At 67.1% G+C, this 22,356-nt stretch carries 20 protein-coding genes; 6 read left to right on the forward strand and 14 right to left on the reverse strand.

The window, feature by feature from the left end:
• Positions 1-43 precede the first annotated feature (43 nt).
• Both AM586_RS21920 and AM586_RS21925 read left to right on the forward strand, forming a co-directional pair.
• On the forward strand, positions 44-2,821 hold the full coding sequence (locus AM586_RS21920) for a pitrilysin family protein (protein WP_047825641.1): 2,778 nt from the start codon (positions 44-46) through the stop codon (positions 2,819-2,821).
• Between the two features lie 140 nt (positions 2,822-2,961).
• Complete coding sequence (locus tag AM586_RS21925; RefSeq protein ID WP_082439441.1) at positions 2,962-3,753, forward strand: SDR family oxidoreductase; 792 nt, start codon at positions 2,962-2,964, stop codon at positions 3,751-3,753.
• Positions 3,754-3,784: 31 nt separating this feature from the next.
• Here AM586_RS21925 and AM586_RS21930 read toward each other — a convergent pair whose 3' ends face one another.
• The 11 genes from AM586_RS21930 to AM586_RS21975 form a co-directional block, all read right to left on the reverse strand.
• The gene (locus tag AM586_RS21930) at positions 3,785-4,525 is read right to left on the reverse strand and encodes a GntR family transcriptional regulator (protein WP_047825642.1); all 741 of its coding nucleotides are present in this window, start codon (positions 4,523-4,525) and stop codon (positions 3,785-3,787) included.
• Between the two features lie 74 nt (positions 4,526-4,599).
• Positions 4,600-5,667 carry a flavodoxin family protein gene (locus AM586_RS21935; protein ID WP_047825643.1) on the reverse strand — a complete coding sequence of 356 codons (1,068 nt, stop codon included), beginning with the start codon at positions 5,665-5,667 and terminating at the stop codon, positions 4,600-4,602.
• 143 nt (positions 5,668-5,810) lie between these two features.
• On the reverse strand, positions 5,811-7,115 hold the full coding sequence (locus AM586_RS21940; protein ID WP_047825644.1) for a tetratricopeptide repeat protein: 1,305 nt from the start codon (positions 7,113-7,115) through the stop codon (positions 5,811-5,813).
• 156 nt (positions 7,116-7,271) lie between these two features.
• Positions 7,272-8,750, reverse strand: coding sequence for a beta-N-acetylhexosaminidase (gene nagZ, locus AM586_RS21945; RefSeq protein WP_047825645.1), 1,479 nt, complete (start codon positions 8,748-8,750; stop codon positions 7,272-7,274).
• A gap of 31 nt (positions 8,751-8,781) precedes the next feature.
• Positions 8,782-9,804: an SIS domain-containing protein gene (locus AM586_RS21950; RefSeq protein WP_197416468.1), complete on the reverse strand. Its 1,023-nt coding sequence runs from the start codon at positions 9,802-9,804 to the stop codon at positions 8,782-8,784.
• Positions 9,805-9,817: 13 nt separating this feature from the next.
• Positions 9,818-10,921 (reverse strand): N-acetylglucosamine-6-phosphate deacetylase, encoded by a 1,104-nt coding sequence (gene nagA / locus AM586_RS21955; RefSeq protein WP_047825646.1) that lies wholly within the window; start codon positions 10,919-10,921, stop codon positions 9,818-9,820.
• Complete coding sequence (locus AM586_RS21960; RefSeq protein WP_047825647.1) at positions 10,918-11,832, reverse strand: BadF/BadG/BcrA/BcrD ATPase family protein; 915 nt, start codon at positions 11,830-11,832, stop codon at positions 10,918-10,920. Before AM586_RS21960 ends, nagA begins: the two co-directional genes overlap by 4 nt.
• Positions 11,833-12,009: 177 nt before the next feature.
• Positions 12,010-12,147: a hypothetical protein gene (locus tag AM586_RS28310; protein WP_156328230.1), complete on the reverse strand. Its 138-nt coding sequence runs from the start codon at positions 12,145-12,147 to the stop codon at positions 12,010-12,012.
• Positions 12,148-12,210: 63 nt separating this feature from the next.
• Positions 12,211-13,278, reverse strand: coding sequence for an AI-2E family transporter (locus AM586_RS21965; RefSeq protein ID WP_047825648.1), 1,068 nt, complete (start codon positions 13,276-13,278; stop codon positions 12,211-12,213).
• A 30-nt stretch (positions 13,279-13,308) separates the two neighbouring features.
• Positions 13,309-14,178, reverse strand: a complete 870-nt coding sequence (htpX, locus tag AM586_RS21970) for a protease HtpX (protein ID WP_047825649.1) — start codon at positions 14,176-14,178, stop codon at positions 13,309-13,311.
• Between the two features lie 113 nt (positions 14,179-14,291).
• A complete protein-coding gene (locus AM586_RS21975) occupies positions 14,292-14,612 on the reverse strand; it encodes a Dabb family protein (RefSeq protein ID WP_082439443.1) in 321 nt (106 codons plus the stop codon).
• Between the two features lie 182 nt (positions 14,613-14,794).
• Between AM586_RS21975 and AM586_RS21980 the strand changes: the two genes are divergently transcribed.
• Complete coding sequence (locus AM586_RS21980) at positions 14,795-16,822, forward strand: acyltransferase family protein (RefSeq protein WP_047825650.1); 2,028 nt, start codon at positions 14,795-14,797, stop codon at positions 16,820-16,822.
• Positions 16,823-16,855: 33 nt separating this feature from the next.
• On the opposite strand, the gene AM586_RS21985 is transcribed toward AM586_RS21980, so the two are convergent.
• The 3 genes from AM586_RS21985 to AM586_RS21995 form a co-directional block, all read right to left on the reverse strand.
• Complete coding sequence (locus AM586_RS21985; RefSeq protein ID WP_047825651.1) at positions 16,856-17,239, reverse strand: GFA family protein; 384 nt, start codon at positions 17,237-17,239, stop codon at positions 16,856-16,858.
• 2 nt (positions 17,240-17,241) lie between these two features.
• On the reverse strand, positions 17,242-19,206 hold the full coding sequence (locus AM586_RS21990; protein WP_047825652.1) for a CocE/NonD family hydrolase: 1,965 nt from the start codon (positions 19,204-19,206) through the stop codon (positions 17,242-17,244).
• A gap of 67 nt (positions 19,207-19,273) precedes the next feature.
• Positions 19,274-20,641 carry a GIN domain-containing protein gene (locus AM586_RS21995; protein WP_047825653.1) on the reverse strand — a complete coding sequence of 456 codons (1,368 nt, stop codon included), beginning with the start codon at positions 20,639-20,641 and terminating at the stop codon, positions 19,274-19,276.
• 151 nt (positions 20,642-20,792) lie between these two features.
• On the opposite strand from AM586_RS21995, the gene AM586_RS22000 reads away from it, so the two are divergent.
• Genes AM586_RS22000 through AM586_RS22010 form a run of 3 tightly spaced genes read left to right on the forward strand, consistent with a single transcriptional unit; the run spans position 20,793 to position 22,344 of the window.
• A complete protein-coding gene (locus AM586_RS22000; protein ID WP_047825654.1) occupies positions 20,793-21,617 on the forward strand; it encodes a metal-dependent hydrolase in 825 nt (274 codons plus the stop codon).
• Between the two features lie 38 nt (positions 21,618-21,655).
• Positions 21,656-21,841: a hypothetical protein gene (locus tag AM586_RS22005; RefSeq protein ID WP_047825655.1), complete on the forward strand. Its 186-nt coding sequence runs from the start codon at positions 21,656-21,658 to the stop codon at positions 21,839-21,841.
• Positions 21,823-22,344 carry a hypothetical protein gene (locus tag AM586_RS22010; RefSeq protein WP_047825656.1) on the forward strand — a complete coding sequence of 174 codons (522 nt, stop codon included), beginning with the start codon at positions 21,823-21,825 and terminating at the stop codon, positions 22,342-22,344. The genes AM586_RS22005 and AM586_RS22010 overlap by 19 nt, the downstream gene beginning before the upstream one ends.
• The last annotated feature ends 12 nt before the right edge of the window (positions 22,345-22,356 follow it).

Raw genomic sequence — 22,356 nt, forward strand, 5'->3', positions numbered from 1 at the left:
ATCGTGCAAGTTTGCACGGCAGATACGACAGAATTGGGGTGATATGAGCTCGAGCTTCCTGCAGCGCGGCGCGGCCGCATACGTGATCGTCGGCGGCCTCGCCGCAAGCATGGCCGTCCCGGCCTGGTCCCAGCGGGCGCCGGGCGCGCCGAATGCCCCGGCCGCCTTGCCCAAGGGCGTGGTGCAGGGTCCCGCGGTCGAGGGCATCACCGAATACCGCCTGCCGAACGGTCTCAAAGTGCTGCTGTTCCCGGATTCCTCGCGCCCGACCGTGACCGTCAACGTCACTTACCTGGTCGGCTCGCGCCACGAGAACTACGGCGAGACCGGCATGGCCCACCTGCTCGAACACCTGATGTTCAAGGGCACGCCGAAACATCGCGACATCACCGCCCAGTTCTCCAGCCGCGGCATGCAGTTCAACGGCACCACCGCGCTGGACCGCACCAACTACTACGAGGTGTTCCAGGCCTCGCCGGAAAACCTGCAGTGGGCGCTGGAAATGGAAGCCGACCGCATGACCCACTCCTTCATCGCCCAGAAGGACCTCGATTCCGAGATGACGGTCGTGCGCAACGAGTACGAGGAGGGCGAGAACTCGCCGTCCTCGGTGCTGATGAAGCGCATGCAGAGCGTCGCCTACGACTGGCACGCCTATGGCCGCGCCACGATCGGCAACAAGAGCGACATCGAGAACGTCCGCATCAAGAACCTGCAGGACTTCTATCACACCTACTACCAGCCGGATAATGCCGTGCTGCTGGTGGCCGGCAAGTTCGACCCGGCCCAGACCCTGCGCTCGATCGGCAAGCTGTTCGGCGCGATCCCGAAGCCGAAGCGCAGCCTGCCCGAGTTCTGGACCGTCGAGCCGACCCAGGACGGCGACCGCAGCTTCACGGTGCGGCGCCACGGCGACGTGCAGATCGTGGCGGTGGCCTACCACGTGCCTTCCGGCCTGCACGACGACAGCGACGTGCTGAGCTTTTCCTCGACCATCCTGGGCGACGTGCCGACCGGCCGCCTGCACAAGCTGCTGGTCGAGACCGGCAAGGCCAGCCAGGTCTTCTCCTTCGGCCAGACCGGCTATGCGCCCGGCCTGCAGTACTTCGGGGCGGTGGTCAAGAAGGGCCAGGACATCGAGCCGGTGCGCGCCGCCCTCACCGAGGCGGTCGAGAGCTTCGCCCAGCATCCGCCGACGGCCGAGGAAATGGAGCGCACCCGGCGCAGCTACCTGAACGGCTTCGAGCGCAGCCTGAACGATCCGCAGCAGGTCGGCGTTGCGCTGTCCGACACCATCGCGCTGGGCGACTGGCGCCTGTTCTTTGTCGGGCGCGACAAGGTCGCGAAGATCACGGCGGCGCAGGTTGCCGAAGCGTCGGCCCGCTACTTCAAGCGCGACAACCGCATCACCGGCGTCTTCCTTCCCGACGAGAATCCGCAGCGCGCCGTGGTCCCGCCGGCCCCCAGCGTGGAAAGCCTGCTGAAGGACTTCAAGCCGCAAGCCTCGAACCTGAGCGCCGAGGACTTCGAGCCGACCCAGGCCAACATCATGAAGCGCACCACGCTCACCACGGCGGGCGGCGTCAAGCTGGCCCTGCTGCCGAAGAAGAACCGCGGCCAGACTGTCACGGTCGACCTGCGCCAGCATTTCGGCGATGAGCAGAACCTGTTCGGCAAGGGCGCGGTGCCGGGTCTGACGGCGGCCATGCTGATGCGCGGCGCCGACGGCTACGACCGCGTGCAGCTCGCCGACGCCTTCGACAAGCTGAAGGTGGCCGGCGGCCTGACCCATTTCCAGACCACGCGCGAGAACCTGGCGGAAGCCCTGAAACTGGTCGCCCACGTGCTGAAGGCGCCGAGCTTCCCGGCCGCCGAGTTCGAGCAGCTGCGCCAGCAGTCGCTGGTGGCGCTCGAAGCCAGCCGCGGCGAACCGCCGAACATCGCCTCGCGCGCGCTGAACGAGCATTTCGACATTTATCCGAAAGGCGACATCCGCCACGAGACCACGCTGGACGAGGACATCGCCGACCTGAAGAGCGCGACCCTGGACCAGGTCAAGGCCTTCCACCACGACTACTACGGCAGCAACCCGGCCGAACTGTCCATCGTCGGCGACTTCGACGCCAAGGAAATCGTGCCCCTGGTCGACAATCTGTTCGGTGCTTGGCGCGCGCCGATGCACGTGTCGCCGGTGCTGCGCAAGCATGCGGAGATCGCGCCCATACATGAGATGTTGAACACGCCCGATAAAGAGAACGGGTTCTACACCGCGCGTATGAATCTGGACCTGAACATCGACGACCCGGACTATCCGGCGCTGATGCTGGCCGATTACATCTTCGGCGGCGGCGGCGGCCTGAAGTCGCGCCTGCTCGACCGCATCCGCCAGAAGGAGGGTCTGTCCTATGGCGGCGGCACCCAGCTGGTGGCGGGCGACATGGACCGCGCCGGCATGTTCGCGATCAGCGCCATTGCCGCGCCGCAGAACCTGGCCAAGGTCGACGTCGCCGTGCGCGAGGAACTGGCGCGCGCGCTGAAGGATGGATTCACGGCAGCGGAACTCGCCGGGGCCAAATCCGGTCTCATGCAGCAGAGGATCCAGAACCGCGCCGACGACGGTGCGCTGGCGGCCGGCTGGACCTCCTACCTGTACCGTGGCAAAACCTATGAATGGTCGGCCGAGTTCGAACAACGCCTGATGGCGGTCACGCTGCCGCAGCTGAACGCGGCCTTCCACAAGGCCATCGATCCGGCCAAATTGTCGGTCGTGATGGCCGGCGATCAAGCCAAGGCCAAGGCCCGGATGAAGCCTGCGCCTTGAATGCAACACTCAGCAGTTCATATTTGAAGAAATGGCTGAGAAACTTGGTTAATGCCCGGTGCGGGCGCTATGATGTTGCTTATCGGAAGTATTGCTAAGAAGCAGCAAACATTGCGCTTGGAACTTGTAAAGGAAGCATCATGAAGGGCATGACCAAACCGCAGCCGAGCGGGATTTCCTACGCCGGCAAGGTGGTGCTGGTAACGGGCGCCGCCAGCGGCATCGGGCGCGCGATCGCGTTGGCATTCGGGCGCGCGGGCGCATGCGTGGTCGTCGCCGACACCTCGGTCGACGGCGGGCACATGACGGCCGCGCTGATCGTCGAGGCGGGCGGCAAGGCTTTGTTTGTTAAAACAAATGTAACGGCCGCAAGCGAGGTCGAAGCGCTGATCGACAAGGCGGTCTCGCACTACGGCCGTATCGACGTCGCCGTGAACGGCGCCGGCATCGAGGAAGAATCGTTGCCGCTGGCCGAGGGTGAGGACACGCAGTTCGACCGCATCATGAACGTCAACGTCAAGGGCGTCTGGCTGTGCATGAAGAGCCAGCTGCGCCAGATGCTGAACCAGGAAGGCGGCGGCGTGATCTGCAACGTGGCCGATGCCGGCGGCCTGGTGGCGGCGCCGAACCGCGCCATCTACGCGGCCTCCAAGCATGCCGTGGTCGGCATGACCAAGACCGCGGCCGTGGAATACGCCAAGTCGGGCATCCGCGTGAACAGCCTGTGCCCGGGCGCCGTGAAGACCCCGATGCTGGCCCGCATGCTCGAGCGGGAGCCGGGGCGCGACAAGAAACTGAAGGCCGTCCACCCGATGGGCCGCATCGCCGAACCGGCCGAGGTCGCCAGCGCGGCCCTGTGGCTGTGCTCGGAGCACGCGTCCTTCGTCACCGGCCACCAGCTGGCCATCGACGGCGGCCTTACCGCCATGTAAAGCGCGTGGGCTCTCCGAGCCCACGCGGCATTTACGCCGCGCTGAGCTCGGCCACGAAGTCGTACATATCGCCGCGGAAGTAGGAGCGGCAGAATTCCACCGCCTGCCCATCCGGCAGGAAGCCCAGCCGCTCCACGCACAGCCCGGCATCTCCTTCCTTCGATTGCAGCAGCTTGGCCTGCTCGGCGTTCAGCAGCAGCGCCGACAGCCGCTGCAGCGCCCGCACCGGGCGCTTGCCGGCCGCTTCCAGCGCTTCGTACATCGAGGCGTCGACCGCATCCAGCGAGGGCAGGGCGGACGCCGCGATGGTCGCGTATTCCAGGCACATCGGCATGTCGTCGGCATAGCGGATGCGGTTGAAGCGGTACACCGCCGCGCCCGGCGACAGGCGCAGGCGCAGCGCCTCTTCCGGCGTCACCGTTCCTTCCGAACGCTTGAGCCAGACGCTGCGCGGCGTCCTGCCGCGCGAGCGCATGTCCTCGGAGAAGGAGGTCAGCTTGGCGAAATTCTTTTCGATGCGCCGGTTGATGAAGTTGCCCGAGCCCGGGCGGCGCACGAGGAGCCCTTCCTCGACCAGGCCGTCGATCGCCTTGCGTACCGTGATGCGCGAGATGTCCAGCTCGGACGCCAGCTGGCGCTCGGCCGGCAGGGCTTCGGCGGGGCCGTAGACGCCGCGGTCGATCGCTTCGCGCAGGGCGCGCTGCAACTGCTGGTAGAGCGGCAGGTTGCTGGTGGCGGAGAGGTGATGCATTAACTGCGCGAGAGAAGACATGCGGCGAAGCGCATAACGCTTTAAAGGTGAGTGACCCGCCGATAATACCAAAAAAAGACCGCTTGCCAGGCCGTCTATTTGGGCCGCGGATTGGACAGCCCGCGGTTCGGCTGGATCAGCTTGCCCGAGCGGATATCCCGCACCGCCGCTCCCACCGAGCGCGCCACGTTGCGCACCTCTTCCTGGAAGGCGGTGTCGCGGTCCAGGGTCTCGTGGCTCTGCGCATACGATTCGTAGTAGCCGACGAAGCGGTCGAGTTGCGACGTCGGGCTGGCCGAGATCAGGCCCATCCAGTCCAGCCAGTCGGACAGCGAACGGCGCGTCCCTTCGATGCCGGCCACGTCGCCATGCACCACCAGGCCGTAGGCGCGCCCGGCCAGGTGCTTCGGGTAGCTCCAGTCCTGTTCCAGCGCCTTGGCTTCTTCGGCTTGCTTGCCGTGGGTCGAGCTGGGGTCGGGGTTGCCGCCGTCGGCGCAGACCAGGCGGTCGATCATCAGCTTGAGCACGGCCGGCGCCTGGTACCAGTAGACCGGGGTGAGGATGATGACCGCGTGCGCCGACACCCACTTCTCGTAGATCTCGTTCATCCAATCATTGTTCTGGTGCAGCGAATGGTTCGGATAGCAGCTGCAGGGCCAGTGGCACAGCGGCATCGCGGTCGACACGCAAGCCTTGCAGGGGTGGATGTGGCGGTCGAAATCCGAAATGATGCGGGAGAGGTCGAGCAGGTCGGTGTCGAAGCCTTCTTCAAGCAGGACTTCCTCGCATAGCTTGCTCAGGCGCCAGGTCTTGGAAACCTCGCCGGGACAGCTGCCGTCGTTGCGGGCGGCGCCGTTGATCAGGAGGATGCGGCTGAGCGTGGCCGGATCCTTCTGCTTCGCTTCGGCGGCCAGCAGGCGGTCGCGCGCTTCCTTCCACTCGACGGACAGGTCGTAGTCCGGGTCGGCGAATCCGGGCCCGGCCTTCACCGTCACCGGCGCCTTGTGCGAGCCGACATAGGCCTGCCAGGCTATTTCCTCGACGGAAGCCAGTTCATGGCCGACGTTCTCGTAGAGCGGGTCGAAGAAATTGCGGGAGAAGCGCAGGCGGAATTCGTCGCGGTTGAGCTTGGCGGGCGCCTGGCCCTTGCGTACGGTAGTCATAGCGGCCTTTTCGGAGGATGTGCCGCCCGATTATGGAGCGGCAATCGCACGGGGCCGGTACGCCAGCTAACAAAGCCATGAAAAAGGCGGTGCGGCCCAGGGGACCGCACCGCCTTTGGCAATGCAATAGCGTCGCGACGCGCTTACTTGGCGCTGGAGCCGCCCGGATTCGGGTGGTTGGCCAGCACGATGAAGTACTTGGCGATGTCGGACAGGCCGCCGCCCGCTTTCACGGACTGGAAGGTGGCGATCGCCTTGTCCTTCTGGCCGGCGCGAAGGTAAGCCATGCCCAGGCGCAGCCTGGCTTCGTCGGGCGCCTTCAGGCCGCCCTTGGCGATACCCTGGTCGATGAAGCCGATGCCCTTGTCGAACTGGTCCATGGTCACGTAAGCCCAGCCCAGGTTGACCAGGCCGGCGCCGGTCTTCGACTTGGCGGCCGAGGCTTCGCCGGACGCGATGTTCTTGGCGTCGTTGGCGGCTTCCTTGGTGGCGCGGTCGCGCAGCTGGCGGTGCTGGGCGGCCGAGCTGCCGGTGCCCAGTGCGCCGGCGGCAAAGCCGGCGTCCACGACCTTCTTGGCTTCGGTCGGGAAGCCATCCTTCAGCGCCAGTTCGGCCAGCTCGGTGTACATCTCCGGGGTCATGACCTTCACGGCTGCGAATTCGAGGCGCAGCACGTCGTTGATGTTGGCTTCCTGGAAGCCCGGCTTGCGCACGATGCCGCGGTTGATCGTGTCCATCCAGTAATCGTCGTTCGGATAGTAGGTGATCAGCTGCTCGAGGCCGTACAGGTAGGCGTTGTCATCCTTGACGCGGTTGGCGGCCGAGGCGAACAGGCGCAGGTCTTCCAGCGCCGGGGTCTTGCCGGCCTTTTGCGCGGCTTCCAGTTGCGGACGCAGCAGCTTCAATGCGTTCGCGAAATCGTTGCTCAGGTAGTAGGAGCGCACCAGCGGGCCGTTGGCGGCGTCCGAATTCGGATTCTCGGCCTGGAAGCGCTTGAACCATTCGATCGCCTTCGGATAGTTCTTGGCGTTGTAGTACATGCCGGCCAGGGCCTGGGTGAATTGCGGCTTGTCGGCTTCCGGCAGCTTGCCCGAGGCCAGGATCGCTTCCAGGGCGGCGATCGAGTTCTGTTCGTTGCCGCTCGCGGTGGCCAGCGACAGCTTCATGCGGTTCAGCACATAGGTTTCATACGGGGTCTTGTCCGGGAAAGCTTCGGCCTGGGTGACGCGGTTCTGCACTTCCGTGTAGTTCTTCGCATCCATCAGCGGCTTGATCTGTGCAGGGTCGAGCAGCTTGAACAATTCCGGGCGGACCGTATCCGGCTTCGGCTGGGCGGCGGCCGGGGCATTCTTGTCTTGCGCGTAGGCGCTGTGCACCAGGGCCGGCGCAGCGTTCAGGCCGATGGCGGCCAGCATCAGGGCAAGGCGGGCAAAACGGAATTGGGACATGAATAATCCTTCTCTTTAATGATTGCTAACTCGGACAAAGCGTGCATTGTCCCACAAACTACAACATCGGGCCGGACAATTGTGCCGCAGTCGAGGCCGTGGGAAACGCGTCGTTACAATGCGTTACTGCACCTGCATTCCAGCAATTTCACGTGATCAAAATCCGGGTACCGGACACCGGCCTTCGGCCTCGATCTCGCCCGCCAGCCAGGCATTCACGGCGTCCAGCGCCGGCGGTGCGAAGCCATACGTCATCAGGGCAGGCGCGGCGAAGTCGAGCGCCTGGTAGGGGTTCCACAGCGCGAGGTGGAGATCGGGCTTCCAGGTGTCGCGCGCATGCGGGCCATAGCGGCGGCGCGAGGTCGAGGCCAGCACCGTGAAGCGGCCGTCCCGGGGCAGCGCGTTCCAGTCGAAGGTTTCGGGATCGGCAAAGGTCACCAGCTCGACCTCGTACAGCCTGCCGAGCGAGGCCGCGATGCGGGCCGCCGGCACGCCCGCTTCCGAGACGCCGTCGCTGACCACGTCCTGGCGCGCCAGCAGGCGGATCTTGCTGCCGGGCGCAGGGCGATGCGGATTGCCGCGCGCGGTGAGGGCGCGGCGCCAGGCGCGCGCCATCAGGGCGCGGTCTTCCTGTTCGGTGGCGTACGGGGTGCCGGCGGCCGGATGCGCCTGCGCCAGCTTGTCCAGGCGCTCGATGCGGGCGTGCACGCCGTCGAGCGGCAGGCTGCCGTCGGCGATCGCGGCGGCGATGGCGTCGAGCGTCGCTTCCTGCGTCTCGCGGCTGCCGATCGCCATCACCATGTCGGCGCCCGCCGCCAGGGCGTTGACGGCCGCTTCGCCCGCGCCGTAGCGGTGCGCGATCGCATGCATGTCCATGCCGTCGGTGATGATCACGCCCTGGTAGCCCATCCGCCCGCGCAGCAGGTCGGTCAGGATCGCGCGCGACATGGTCGCCGGCCTGTCCGGATCGAGCGCGGGGTAGACGATGTGGGCCGTCATCACGGCCGGCGCATGCGGGGCGCAAGCGCGGAAGGGCGCGAACTCGAAGCGTTCCAGCTCGGCCAGGTCTTTGTCGACGGTCGGCAGGTCGCGGTGCGAATCGACGTGGGTGTCGCCGTGGCCGGGGAAGTGCTTGACGCAGCAGGCCACGCCTTCCGCTTCGCTGCCTTCCATCCAGGCCATCGCCAGTTCGGCCGCGCGCACCGGGTCGGCGCCGAAGGAGCGCTCGGCGATGACGGGGTTGCGCGGATTGTTGTTCAGGTCCAGCACCGGCGCGAAGTTCCAGTTGAAGCCCATGGCCTTCACGGCGCGGGCGACGGCGGCGCCGACTTCCTTCGCCAATCCGGTATCGTCGGCCGCGCCCAGGGCCATCGCGGACGGCGGCGGCGGCACCCACAGCGAGCGCACCACGGCGCCGCCTTCCTGGTCGAGCGCGAGCAGCGCCTGCGGGCCCATGGCCTCTGCCAGAGCGTCGGTGAAGCGGGTCAGCTGGGCCGCATCCGTCATGTTCTGGCGGAACAGGCAGGCGCCACGGATGGCGTTCTCGCGGATGAAGGCGGCGGTGCCGGCGTCGAGTTCGGTGCCGAACAGCCGGATCATGATCAGCTGGCCGGCGAGTTTCCGGAATTCGTTCATATGATTTGTTCGCTCAGTTTGCTCGGTTTGCTCAGTTTGTTCTGGTGACCTTGCTGAGGTGGCGCGGCTGGTCCGGATTCAGGCCGCGCGCCTTCGACAGATGCGCGGCCATCACGTAGAAGGCCTGGATCGCGACGATCGGGTCGAGATCGGGCGTGCTTGCCGTCGGCAGGTCGAGGTCGCGGCCCGGCACGTCGCGCGGCGCGGCCAGCAGCACGCGTGCGCCGCGTCCGCGCATCTCGTCGGCCAGCGCCACCAGGCCGGCCTGGGCCGGGCCGCGGGTCGCGAAGATCAGCAGCGGATAGCCTTCCTCGATCAGGGCCATCGGGCCGTGCTTGATCTCGGCGCCGGAGAAGGCTTCCGCCTGCAGGGCCGAGGTCTCCTTGAATTTCAGGGCCGCTTCCAGCGCCACCGGAAAGCTGATGCCGCGCCCGACCACCATGATGTTGCGGGCCGGGGCCAGCACATCGATCGCCTTCGACCAGTCGCATTCGGCAGCGCCTTGCAGCGCATCGGGCAGGGCGCGCAGGCCGTCGCGCAGTTCGTCGCGCATCTTGCCCTCGTCCTGCCACTCGGCCACCAGGCGTGCGCCGGCGGTCAGGCTGGTGATGAAGCTCTTGGTCGCGGCCACGCTCTGCTCCTTGCCGGCGTGCAGGGGCATCGCCCATTCGGCCGCCTGCGCAAGAGGGGACGATACGTCGTTGACCAGCGCGACCGTGGTGGCGCCGCCGTCGCGGAAGTAGCGGATCGGCTCGACCACGTCGGGGCTCTGGCCCGACTGCGAGATCGACACGGCCAGCGTGTCCCGGGTCTGCAGCGGCGACTTGTACAGGGTCACCAGCGACATCGGCAGCGAGGTCACCAGGCGGCCGAGGCGCGCCATGGTCAGATAGGCGAAGTAGCTGGACGCGTGGTCCGAGCTGCCGCGCGCCACCGTCACCACGTTGTTGAAGCTGGCCGCGCGCAATTGGCGGCCGAGTTCCGCATAGCGTTCGACGTCGTTCGACAGTTGCAGCGCGACGCAATGGGCGGCGGACTTGGCTTCTTCCAGCATCAGCGAGGTGGATTCAGAGCTCACACAATTCTCCTTCGATATAGACAGCTTTAATGCATAGGTTGCGGTCGAGGACGACCAGGTCGGCAAAGCTGCCGGGCGCCAGGCGTCCGCGGCGGCTTTCGCCAAGATAATCGGCGGCATTCGTGGACACGCGGCGCGACGCGTCTTCGATCGACAGGCCGATCGAGACGAGATTGCGCAGCGCCTGGTCCATGGTCAGCGTGCTGCCGGCCAGGGTGCCGTCCGCCAGGCGCACGCCGCCCATGCATTTGTGGACCACCTGGCGCCCCAGCATGTACTGGCCGTCCGGCATGCCGGCGGCGGCGGTCGAATCGGTCACGCAGAACAGTTGCGGGATGCTGCGCAGCGCGACCTTGATGGCGCCGGGGTGCACATGCAGCAGGTCGGGGATGATCTCGGCGAACTGCGAGTGGGCCAGCGCGGCGCCGGCCATGCCGGGTTCGCGGTGGTGCAGGCCGGGCATGGCGTTGAACAGGTGGGTGAAGCCGGCCGCGCCGTGCTCCAGCGCCTTCACGCCGTCTTCGTAGGAGCCGTTGGTGTGGCCGATCTGCACGCGGATGCCGGCGTCGGCCATCTGGCGCACCAGGGCCAGGTGGCCGTCGAGTTCGGGCGCCACGGTAATCAAGCGCATCGGCGCCTGGGCATTGAAGCGATTCACTTCCGCCATCGAGGCTTCGCGCGCGAAGGGCGGCTGGGCGCCCAGCTTGCCCGCGTTGATGTAGGGGCCCTCGAGGTGCACGCCGAGGATGCGGGCTTCGTTCTTGCCGCGTTTGCGGCAAGCCGCGCCGATGGCGTCCAGGGCGCGCTCGATGTCCTCGACGGGGGCGGTCATGGTGGTGGCCAGCAGGCTGGTGGTGCCATGCTTCGCGTGCAGGCCCGCGATCACGTGCGGGGCGTCGCCGCCTTCCATCATGTCGCGTCCGGCGCCGCCGTGCACGTGCAGGTCGATGAAGCCGGGCAGGACGTAGTCGTCGCTGTTGGCGGACGGGTCGGCGGGCTGGCCGTCGATGGCGGCGATGGTGTTCGGCTCCGAGTCCGCGAGGCGGATGGCGCCGCGGATCCAGCCGCCGGGAGTGAGGATGTTGCCTTTCATTGGCTGTGGTTCCTTGCAGTGTGAAGCGCGATCATTTGGAGAGCGCCGGCCGCCGAATCGCCCTGCGGCGGCGTGATGCGGGCCAGCAGGCCGGCGGGCAGGAAGTCGCGCAGGGCGGCGCCCAGGCCGCCGCACAGGGCCAGCGGCAGTGCGCCGTCGGGGTCGAGGGCCCGGGCGATGCCGGCAACTTCGTCGCCCGCGTCGAGCAGGATGGCGCGCGCCACCGGATCGTCCGCCTCAGTGCTCCCATGTTGCAGCACCAGCGGCGCCAGGCTGGCGTAGGCGGTCTGGGTGGCGCGGCCGAGCCAGGCCTGGATCGCGTCGCGGCTGGCGTCCCGGTGGCCGCCGCAGGCCTCGATGATGGTATCGGCGAAGGCGCTGCGTTCGCGCCGGCCGTCCAGCACCTGTTCGATGTGCTTGACGGCGCGCAGGCCGATCCAGCCGCCGCTGGCTTCGTCGCCGGCCGGGAAGCCCCAGCCGCCGACTTCGCGCCGGCTGCCGTCCGCGCGCAGCACTTCGCCGACGCTGCCGGTGCCGATCGCGACGATGGCGCCGGGCGCGCCGCCGTGGGCGCCCATCAGGGTCGTGAAGCCGTCGGTTTCCAGCCGGAGCGCGGCATAGCCGGGATTGGCGGCCGTGAATTCCGCAGCCCACTGCTTGTTGTGCACGCCCGCCAGGCCGAGGCCGATGGCCATGCGGCCGAGGGGAGCCTGGGGCGCGCCGCAGGCCGCGAAGGCCGCGGCGACAGCCTGCTGGACGGCGTCCCAGGCGCGGGCGATGCCCAGGCCCAGGCCGGAGGGGCCGCCGGCGCCCTGGGCGATCTGGACGCCGTCGGCGCGCGCGAGACGCACGCGGGTGCCGCTGCCGCCGCCGTCGACGCCGATGAAATAGTCGATCAATGAATCAGTCATGTTGATGCCCGGACCGGAAAGTCAGGGCACTATAGGAGCGGCTGATAAGCCTGTCAACAGGTATTTAATTGGTATTTGAAAGTACCGGTGACGAATCGACTTGCATGTGGCTAAAAGTTCGCTAAGTGACTGATCCATAAGAAAGTCACTGGTATGGAAAGTGGTATTGTCGATGTCTCACTTTTCGTTCATCTTTTCGCTGATCGACTTCATGGACTTGCGCGCCGGTTCCGCATGGAAGAAGCGGCGGGCATCGCCATCCCGATCGCCGAAAAAGCGCATGCGCTGCCCGATGAACTTGCCGACCGCGGCCATGCCGCCCGGGAAGCACGGTCGCGGATGACGCGCCGGCGGCGCTTGAGAGAGCTTGAGAGTGCTCTAAACGTGCGGTACTGAATCCGGCGCCTTGACGGGCGCCGCATGCTCGCCCGCGCGCAGCCAGCCGAACAGGATCGCCATCATGAACGGGCCGACGAAGAGGCCGATCACGCCCATGGTGGAGACGCCGCCGAGCAGGCCGAACAGCACGGCCAGGAAAGGCAGGTTGACGCGGTGGCCGATCAGCTTGGGGCGGATGAACTTGTCGACCATGAACAGCTCGATCGCGCCCCAGCTGAACAGGCCGAGGGCGGCGCCCGAGTGGCCTTGTCCCAGCAGCAGCAGCGACACCAGCGTGAACGACAGCGGGGCGCCGCCCGGCACCAGGGCCATGTAGCCGGTGATCACGCCCAGCAGGGCCGGCGCCGGCGCTCCCGCCAGCGTGTAGGCGATGCCGAGCACCACGCCTTCGAGGACGGCGACCGAGCACAGGCCCAGCGCGGTGCCGCGCACCGACAGCGGGAACACCCAGCGCAGGGTGGGATAGTGGGCGGGCAGCAGGCGCTCGCCGGCGCGGTCGACGTAGCGCACGACGGACGGGCCGTGCACGTAGAGCATGAACAGGGTGAGGAGGGCCAGGAACAGGTACAGGGCATTCGCCAGGATGTTCGAGCCCCAGGTGCGCGCCGCGCCGGTCAGGTGCGGCATGATGTCGCCGACCGTGCTGCGCGCCAGGATGCTGATGCCGCCCGGCTGGGCCAGGTGCTCGTTCCACCACTTGGCCGCCGGCTCGGCGACCAGCGGCAGGCGCTCCAGCCAGGCCGGCACCGGCACGCCTTCCGCGTTCAGGTGGACCAGCAGGTGCTGCACGCCCGCCAGCTCGCTGCTGAGGGAATTGAACAGCAGGATCGACGGTCCGGCGAAAGCCCCCACCAGCAGCGCGACCAGGAAGGCGGCGCTGAGCGGCCGCGGCCAGCCGCGCCGCAGCAGGCGCTCGTGCAGCGGCCAGGTGATCACCGCCAGCAGGCCGGCCCAGGCGAGGGAGCCCAGGAAATGCTGGAGCACGAACGCGAGTCCGATCGCAAACAGCAGGGGCAGCGCGGACTGCGCGAAGGGCGAATACCGCATGTGGTTCCTGGTCTCCTTATCGAGCCCGTCTTACGCGCGCTGCAGGGCTGCGATACGCTCTTCGCAGGACGGGTGGGTGCTGAACAGGGACAGCATACCACCGCCGGCGATACCCGAGGCAGCCATGTTCCGCGGCAGTTCGCCCTGTTCGATGCCGCCGAGGCGGCGCAGGGCCGCGATCATCGGACGCGGGCTGCCCAGGATGCTGGCCGAGCCGCGGTCGGCGCGGAACTCGCGCTGGCGCGAGAACCAGGCCACGATGATGCTGGCCACCAGGCCGAACAGCAGGTCGCAGACCACCGAGGTGATGGTGAAGGCGATGCCCGGGCCGCTGCCCTGTTCGTCGCGGCGCAGGAAGCTGTCGACGAAGTAGGCGACCACGCGCGCCAGGAACACCACGAAGGTATTCACCACGCCCTGGATCAGGGTCAGCGTGACCATGTCGCCGTTGGCGATGTGGGCCACCTCGTGCGCCAGCACGCCTTCGACTTCTTCATGCGTCATCGATTGCAGCAGGCCGGTCGACACCGCCACCAGCGACGCGTTTTTGGTCGCGCCGGTGGCGAAGGCATTCGGCGCGCCCTCGTAGATGGCGACTTCCGGCATCGCGATGCCGGCGCGCTGCGCCTGCGAGGCGACGGTATTCATCAGCCAGGCCTCGGTCGAGTTGGACGGCTGCCGGATCACGCGCGCGCCGGTCGACCATTTGGCGATCGGCTTCGACATCCACAGCGAGATGAAGGCGCCGCCGAAGCCCATCAGGGCCGCGAAGCCGAGCAGGGCGCCCAGGTTCAGGCCATTGGCGCTCAGGTAGCGGTTGACGCCCAGCAGGCTGGCCGAGACGCCCAGCACCAGCATGATTGCCACGTTCGTGGCGAGAAAAAGGAAGATGCGTTTCATGATTGCTTACCCCATGGAGGTTATGTTTCCAGGGCGTAAGCATACGGCAGGCGGGTGCTCGAAAAAAGCGCAGTTTATGGAATGATGACTTCGAAAAAATCGAAGGAAATCGATTACTGCGCCCAGTAGTCCAGCACCAGCGAGCGCTCCAGGCAGGCGCCCAGGGTGTCGACGAAAGCCTGGTGCGCCGCATGCAGCAGGTAGGCGTTGCGGTCTTCTTCGCTGCTGAAGCTCAGCGTGAAGCAGTGCGTGAATCCCTGGTTCAGGCCTTCCGGACTCACGTTGGTGCCCCATTCGTAGCTGGTGATGCCGGGAATCAGGTGCTTCAGCCTGCCGAAGGCGGCGACGATGTCGTCGATCTGTTCGACGGTGGCATTTTCCTTGAACGCAAACAGGACGACGTGGCGCAGGGTGGTGGAGGTAGGCAGGCTCATGGTTCGGTCGTGGCAAGGGACAGTTATCTTATTTATCTTACACGCGCTGAAAAAATCCTGAGACACGTCATGCCTTTGTCGCGCCTGGCTTACAAAAAGTTGATGCGCACAATTGACAGTTTGTTTGACACATCATAATCGTTGAGCAAGACTGGCACGATGCGTCAAGTGGAGGTGAGTCGATGGATGTTCGCCGAGACAGCAATGGATTTCTCCAGACAAACGCCGCACACACGATTGCCTACCGACCGGATATCGACGGCCTGCGCGCCGTCGCCGTCGGCCTGGTGGTCCTGTTCCACGCCTGGCCCAAGTGGCTGCGCTCCGGCTTCATCGGGGTCGACGTCTTCTTCGTCATCTCCGGTTTCCTGATCACCTCGATCATCCTGAAGGACCTGCGGCAGCGCCAGTTCAGCATCCGCGGCTTCTACGTACGCCGGATCCGGCGGATCTTCCCGGCCCTGATCACCGTCGTGCTCGCGGTGCTGGCCTTCGGCTGGTACGTGCTGCTGCAGCAGGAGTTCGCCCAGCTCGGCAAGCACGTCGCGGCGGCGGCGGCCTTCCTGTCCAATCTGGTGCTGTGGAGCGAGGCCGGCTACTGGGACAACGAATCCGTCACCAAGCCGCTGCTGCATCTGTGGTCGCTGGGCGTCGAAGAGCAGTTCTACCTGGTCTGGCCGATCATGCTGGCGCTGTGCTTCCGCGTGCGCTTCGGCATCCTGGCCTTCCTGGCGCTGACCCTGGCCGGCTCCTTCCTGTATGGCCTCTACGCCACCTTCAACCATCCGGCCGAAGCCTATTTTTCGCCGGTGACGCGGTTCTGGGAACTGGCTTCCGGCGGCCTGGTGGCGTATGCGATGAGCAAGCGGAACCCGCTGCTTCCCAAGCCCTTATTGGTATCGGCGCTCGGCCTGGCGCTGCTGGTGCTGGGCGCGGTCCTGATCAAGGGGCAGGCCGATTTTCCCGGCGCCTGGGCCCTGCTGCCGGTACTGGGGACCTGCGCCCTGATCGCCGCCGGCAACGAGTCCTTCATCAACCGCCGCCTGCTCGGCAACCGGCTGATGGTGAAGATCGGCCTGGTGAGCTATCCCTTCTACCTGTGGCACTGGCCGATGCTGTCCTTCGGCTACATCATCGAAGGCGAGAAGCCGCAGCCGGCCATGAAGGCGGCGCTGGTGCTGGCGGCGCTGGCGCTGGCCTTCCTGACTTACCACCTGGTCGAACGGCCGGTGCAGAAGGCGCCCAACAAGCGCCGCGCGATCCAGGGCCTGGTGACGGCGATGGCCTGCTTCGGCGTGCTCGGCATCATGGTCCGGGGCGGCGTGCTGCACGAGCGCATGCAGTCCGACGGCGTGGCCCGCTACATGGCCGCGTTGAATGATCTCGGCTTTCCGGATCCGGCGATGAAGCCGCTGCGCTATAACGGTTCGCTGTTCCAGCAGCTCATCGGGCATGGCAGCGGCACCACGGTGCTGATCGGCGACTCGGTGATGGAGCAGTACGCGCCGCTGGTCTCGGAAGGCTTGCGCGAGGCCCGCTTCGACCGCAGGAAGGTGATCTTCGCCACCCAGGGCGGCTGCATGCCGGTCGAGGGCGCGGTGCGCCTGCCGCGCCTGCGCTATCCGACCTGCACCACCTCGGTCGGCGACGCCTACCGGCTGGCCGCCGCGAAGGAGGTCGACACGGTCGTGATCGCGGCCTCGTGGTACGGCTATTTCGCGGACTGGCAGATCGACGTCCAGATGCCGGTCGGCGGCCAGCTGCAGACCTTCCCCGCGAAATCCGCGCATGAAGCGGCCTACGTCACGCTGCAGCAGTCGATCGCGCGCCTGGCCGGCGCCGGCAAGCGCGTGTTCCTGATCCTGCAGCCGCCATCCGGCAACCTGTTCGACCCGCGCTCGATGATCAGCGGCTCGCGCTTCGGCGAGATGAAGCCGCGCACCGACATGGAGCCCTTCAGCGTCGAGCGCTTCTACCGCGACAACGCGGAACCGCGCCAGCGCCTGCTGGCGATCGCCCGGGCCACCGGCGCCACGCCCATCGACCCGGTCGACACCATCTGCAAGAACGGCATCTGCCCGACCGTGAACACGGCGGGCGAACCGATCTACACCGACCCGGTCCACATGCGGCCCTTCTATGTGCGGAGCAAGGTCCACTACCTGGATCCGGCGCTGAACGGCACGGAAAAGAGCATTGCGCTGCGCTAGGGCGTACGGATGTCCGCCGGCGGCGTGTCCCGGCTAATTGCCCCAGTTATCGTTGCGGCCGTCGAGATAACTGAGCGGCGCGGCCGCCAGCACCTCCGCCGCCACGTCGTCGAGGCAGGCCACGCTGACCGCCACGTAGGATCCCCAGCGCGGCGATGCGCCCTTGCCGAAAGTGCGCACGCCGCAGGTCGCGCAGAAGAAGTGCTGCTCCGTGCGCGTATTGCAGCGGTACTCGGACAGCGCGGCTTCGCCCTGCAGCAGGCGGAACGCGCTGCCCGGCACGATCGCCGCCCAGTTGCGCTGCTTGGTGCAGAGCGTGCAATTGCAGCGGATCGTGCCCTGCGACAGGTCGATGTCGGCCTCGAAGCGCACCGCGCCGCAATGGCAGCTGCCGTGGTAGCGCGCGGGGCCGGCCATGCTCAGCGCGCCGTCGCGGCAGGCGTTTCCACGACCGGCAGCTCGACGAAGCTGCTGTGGTACACCCGCTGCGTCGCCTTTTTGTAGTCTTCCGGTCTGGCGAAGAAGATGTTCTCGACGTAGGTCTGCGGATTGCGGTCGTACAGCGGGAACCAGCTCGACTGCACCTGCACCATGATGCGGTGGCCCGGCAGGAAGACGTGGTTGGCGGTCGGCAGGCCGAAGCGGTAGGACAGCGGCTTGTTGGCGGCCAGGGCTTTCGGCTTGTCGTAGCCTTCGCGGTAGCGGCCGCGGAAGATGTCGCCCGAGATCATCAGCTGGTAGCCGCCCATCGCCGGCTGGCTGCCGACCTGGTCAGGGTAGACGTCGATCAGCTTCACCACCCAGTCCGAATCGGTGCCGCTGGTCGAGGCGACCAGGTTGGCGACCGGCTCGCCGCTGATCCTGACCGGGGCGGTGAGCACATCCGAGACGAAGGTCGCGACGTCGGTGCGGCCCGAGGCTTCGCGCTGGTCGTCGACCATCCAGCGCGGCCAGCTCTGGCCCTTGGCTTCGTCGTAGCCGTAGGGCGGAATCGGGCGCTGGCGGAAGGGCACCGGTTTCGCGGGATCGGAGACGTATTCGTCGTAGGCCTTCGGCTCCGCGGCGCCGCCCAGCACGGCTTTCTGATTGGCCGCCAGGCGCAGCGCCACCGGCCGCGCCGCGCGCGGCCAGGCGTCGAGATTGCGCCACTGGTTGGTGCCGGTTTCAAACGCCGTCACGGTCGGGATGTCGGGCGTGGCTTCGTTGCCCTTCAGGTAGCGGTCGAGGAAGGGCCGCAGCACCGCCTGGCGCCAGTACAGGGCGGTGTCGCTGCCGAACTTCAGGGCGCCCAGGGAGCTGCCGTCGCCGATCGCGCCGCCGTGGTTCCAGGGGCCCAGCGACAGGTGCACCAGGTTGTTCCTGTCGTTCGGCTTGATCGCCTTGTAGACGGCGACCGGGCCGTAGATGTCCTCGGCGTCCCACAGGCTGTGCACCAGCAGGGTCGGCACCGTGACCGGCTGCTTCGCCAGGATCTTGTCCATCGCCTGTTCCTGCCAGAAGGCGTCGTAGGCCGGATGCTGCACCAGCTTGCGCCAGAAGCCGCTCTGTTCCAGGCCGCGCTGGCGCCCCAGTTCACCGGCGGAGCCCGCGCGCATGTACATGTCGTAGTCGTCGTAATTGGTGGAGTACCACTTGGCGGTGTTCCCGCGCGTGACCACCTGCTCCAGGATGTAGGAGAGATTGATTTGGCGGAACGCGCCGTGGTGGAACCAGTCGTCGCCCATCCAGCCGTCGACCATCGGGTTCATCGGCACCGCGGCCTTCAGCGCCGGATGCGGGTTCACCAGCGCCATCAGGGGCAGGAAGCCGTCATACGAGATGCCGATGATGCCAACCCGGCCGTTGGTCTCGGGGATGTTCTTGACCAGCCACTCGATGGTGTCCCAGGTGTCGGTCGAGTGGTCGACCGGGGTCGGGTTCAGCGGGCCGTGCAGCGGGCGGTTCATCACGTAGTCGCCTTCCGAGCCGTACTTGCCGCGCACGTCCTGGACCACGCGGATATAGCCGCCCTGGACGATCACGTCGGCGGCGTTGTCGTAGCCGGTCAGGATGGATTCCAGGTCCGAGCTCTCGGCGTGGCTGGTCAGGCTGGCCGCGTCGTAGGGCGTGCGGGTCAGCAGGATCGGCGCCTTGTTTCCTCCACTCGTCGCGCCTTTCGGCACGATGATGACGGTGTTCAGGCGGGTGCCGTCGCGCATCGGGATCATCACGCTGCGCTTGACGTAGTTGAACCCTGCGTTAGGGGCCGTGAATTCGGCCGGGGTCTCCGAAGGCAGGGCGGGATATTGCCGGGCCGGCGCCGGCGCCGGCGCGGTCTGGGCGTGCGCCAGGCCGGCGACGGCCAGCGCACAGGCGAGGGCGAGGCGGGTGCTTGGTGACTGCATGGCTATCCTTGTTCTTGTCATGACTTATCACATTAGCACAAGGATTTTGCTTCGCCCGCAGTTTGCTTCAGTTTGCTTTCTGGTACGAGCCGCTGCGGTCGACCAGCAACAGCTGGCCGCGCGCGATGGCGCCGTCCTTGCCGACCACGTTGACCGCCGCGCTGCCCGGTCCGTACACCGAGATGTCGGTCTGGTCCGCGCTCAGGCGGCGGCCTTCGAGGCTGCCGGAACCGCTGATGCGGGCGCTCACCTGGGCCACGCTGCCGTCGATGCGGGCGTTGCCGGGGCCGTCCAGCTTGAGCAGCAGGCGCTTGCCGGACATGCTGGCCTGCAACCCGCCGGAGCCGTGCAGTTCGGCGTCGAGGGTGTCGGCGACGTTCTGCAGCCTGACGCCGCCCGGGCCATGGCTGCGCACGACGGCCTTGTTCACTTTCAGGCTGCCGCCGTTCAGGTCGCCCGAACCGTTCACTTCCAGAGTCAGCTCGCCGATGCTGCCGGACAGGTCGGCGTTGCCGGGGCCGTCCAGGCGCAGCTGCGTGCTGGCCGTCTGCAGGCCGCGCGCGCTCAGGTCGCCGGAGCCGTGGACTTCGGCGTCGAACTTGCGCAGGTTCCCGGCAATGCAGGCATTGCCCGGCCCGCGCTGCACGCTGCGCGCGCCTTCGACCAGCAGGTCGCAGCCTTCGAAGTCGCCCGAGCCGCTGCTTTCCAGGTTCAGTTCGCGGCTGGTGCCGGACAGTTTCAGGTCGCCGGGGCCGCGCATCCGCACCGTCACGCGCGCCGTGCGCAGGCCGTCCGCGCTCAGGTCGCCCGAGCCGTCCATCTGCGCGGCCAGCTGGCCGGACAGGGCGGCCAGGCGGACGTCGCCGGGGCCGTGCATGTTGACGTCGGCGTCGGCGGACTGCAGACGGCGCAGGTCGAGGTCGCCGCTGCCGCTGCTTTCGATTGCCAGCTGGCGCACCGCGCCGCTTGCGTGCAGGTCGCCGGGACCGGTGCTGGACAGGGCCAGGCGCTCGCCGCCGGCCTGGTCGAGCTCGACGTCGCCGCTGCCGCTCATCCGCAGGCTCTTCAGGCCGGCGGCGCCGATGGTGACGGTGGGGAGCTCACGCTCCTTGTGAAAGTGGAAGCCGAAGCTGAAGCTGAAGCCGTTCCTCTGCCGCGGGCGCACGCTCAAGGTGCTGCCGCGCACCACGACTTCCAGCTCGTCGAGTTGCTTGCGCTCGCCCGAGACCTGCACCGCCTGCCGCGCCTGGGCGTCGATCACGACGTGGTAGGGGCCGGCCAGCTCGATCGCGTCGAAGGCGCCGACCTGGCGCTGTTCGGTGACGACATTCGCGCCCTGGGCCTGTTGTTGCGGCTGGGCGAAGCTGGCGCGGCTGGCGATCGTGGCGCAGGCGAGGGCGGCGGCGAGGGCGGTGAGCCTGATGGCGGTCTTCATGGTGTCCTTGTTCTCGTTGTTGTCGCTATGGAGCCTGAACGATAGGGCAAGCCCGGCGTGTCTGCATGCGGAAACCGACGGACATGCGAAAACGCGGGATCAAGTGCAAAAGACGGGGGGCGAACGGTCGAGGCGGGTGTATATTGACAGCATGTCCACGCTGACCGTCCGCAAGCCGAACGTCGACCTCTCCAGGGGCTTCGCGCGCCACTGGCTGGACGGCGACGTGTATCGCACCGCCTTCATGAACGCGCTGTCGATGAGCTTTCCGCTCGGCGAACAGATGTTCATCGACAGCGTGCGCGCGGCGCCGCCGGAAGCGATCCGCGACCCCCTGCTGAGCGCCGAGGTGAAGGACTTCGTCGGCCAGGAAGCCAGCCACCGCTTCGTCCACCAGCAATACAACGCCGAACTGGCGCGCCAGGGTTTCGACTACACGCTGGAGCCGGAGATCCGCGGCCGCATCGAACTGGTCGCGCGGCTGCCGGCGCTCGACCGCCTGGCCATCACCTGCGCCTTCGAGCACTATACGGCGATGCTGGCCGATTACCTGCTGCGCCACCCGGAATGGCTGGACGGCGCCGACCCGCAGATGCGCACCCTGTGGTCCTGGCACGCGGCCGAGGAAACCGAACACAAGGCGGTCGCCTTCGACGTCTACCGGGCCGCCGGCGGCGGCTACTGGAAGCGGGTGCTCTGGTACCTGCATGTCAGCCTGGTCTTTTTCTGGGACAGCGGCCGCCAGACCATCCACAACCTGCGGCGCGACCGCGCGCTCTGGCGCGGGCGCACCTGGGCCGGCGCGGCGCGCGCCTGGTTCGGACGCAGGGGCCTGGCCTGGCATCTCTTGAAGCCCGGCCTGGACTACCTGTCGCCGCGCTTCCACCCCTGGCAGCACGACAATCGCGCCCTCCTGCAGATGTGGCTGGAGCGCAATGGCGATGCCGTCCGCGAGATCGGCAGCACGCCGGCCTGAAAATGTCATAATGGACGGCTCGTGCAAGGAGAAAAATCGTGATTCGCTATCTGGGCACTCGCAAGAATGCGGAAGGTGCCGCCGTTTATGTATTCATCGTCAACGGCATGGAAAAGGAAGTGCGCGAGCACGCCCTCAAGCAGCATCCCGGCTGCTACGACGCGCTGCCGGCGTCGGTGAAGGCGAAGATCGCCGCCAACCGCGCATGGCTGTCGAAGCTGTGACGGCGCCGCGCAGGCGCGCGCCATTGCGCGCCTGGCTGCCGGCGCTGATCCTGGCATCCGCCTGCGGCGCGGCCTGCGCCCAGGCCCAGGACAAGCAGCCCTCCACCTTCGGCGCCGTGATCGGCAGCGCGCTGCTGTGCCGCGACCAGATCGACAACAAGTACTTCCATTCCTGGCTGTCGACCCATTTCGGCGCGCCCTACAAGCACGAGGGCGGGGCGTTCTGGTTCCGCACCGGCGAGGCCACGCTGTGGGGCGCGCCCGTCACCGAGGTGATGGTCAGCGACGACACCAGTGAACTCGTGTTCCTGGCCGCGGTGGCCGAGGTGCCGCCGGACCAGCTCGAGCAGTCGATCCGCAGTGCGGTGGGGGTGCGCTACCCGGCGGCCGACGCCTCGCCCTATCCATTGCGCATATCCGCACCCGGCAGCACGATCGCCTACTACAATAGCAAAAGCAAAATATACTGCGCGAAGTTCAAACCGCCGCCGCAGCGCCGCTAGGGTATCTCTTGG

It is taken from the genome of Massilia sp. WG5 (genome assembly GCF_001412595.2).
Lineage (GTDB): Bacteria > Pseudomonadota > Gammaproteobacteria > Burkholderiales > Burkholderiaceae_D > Telluria.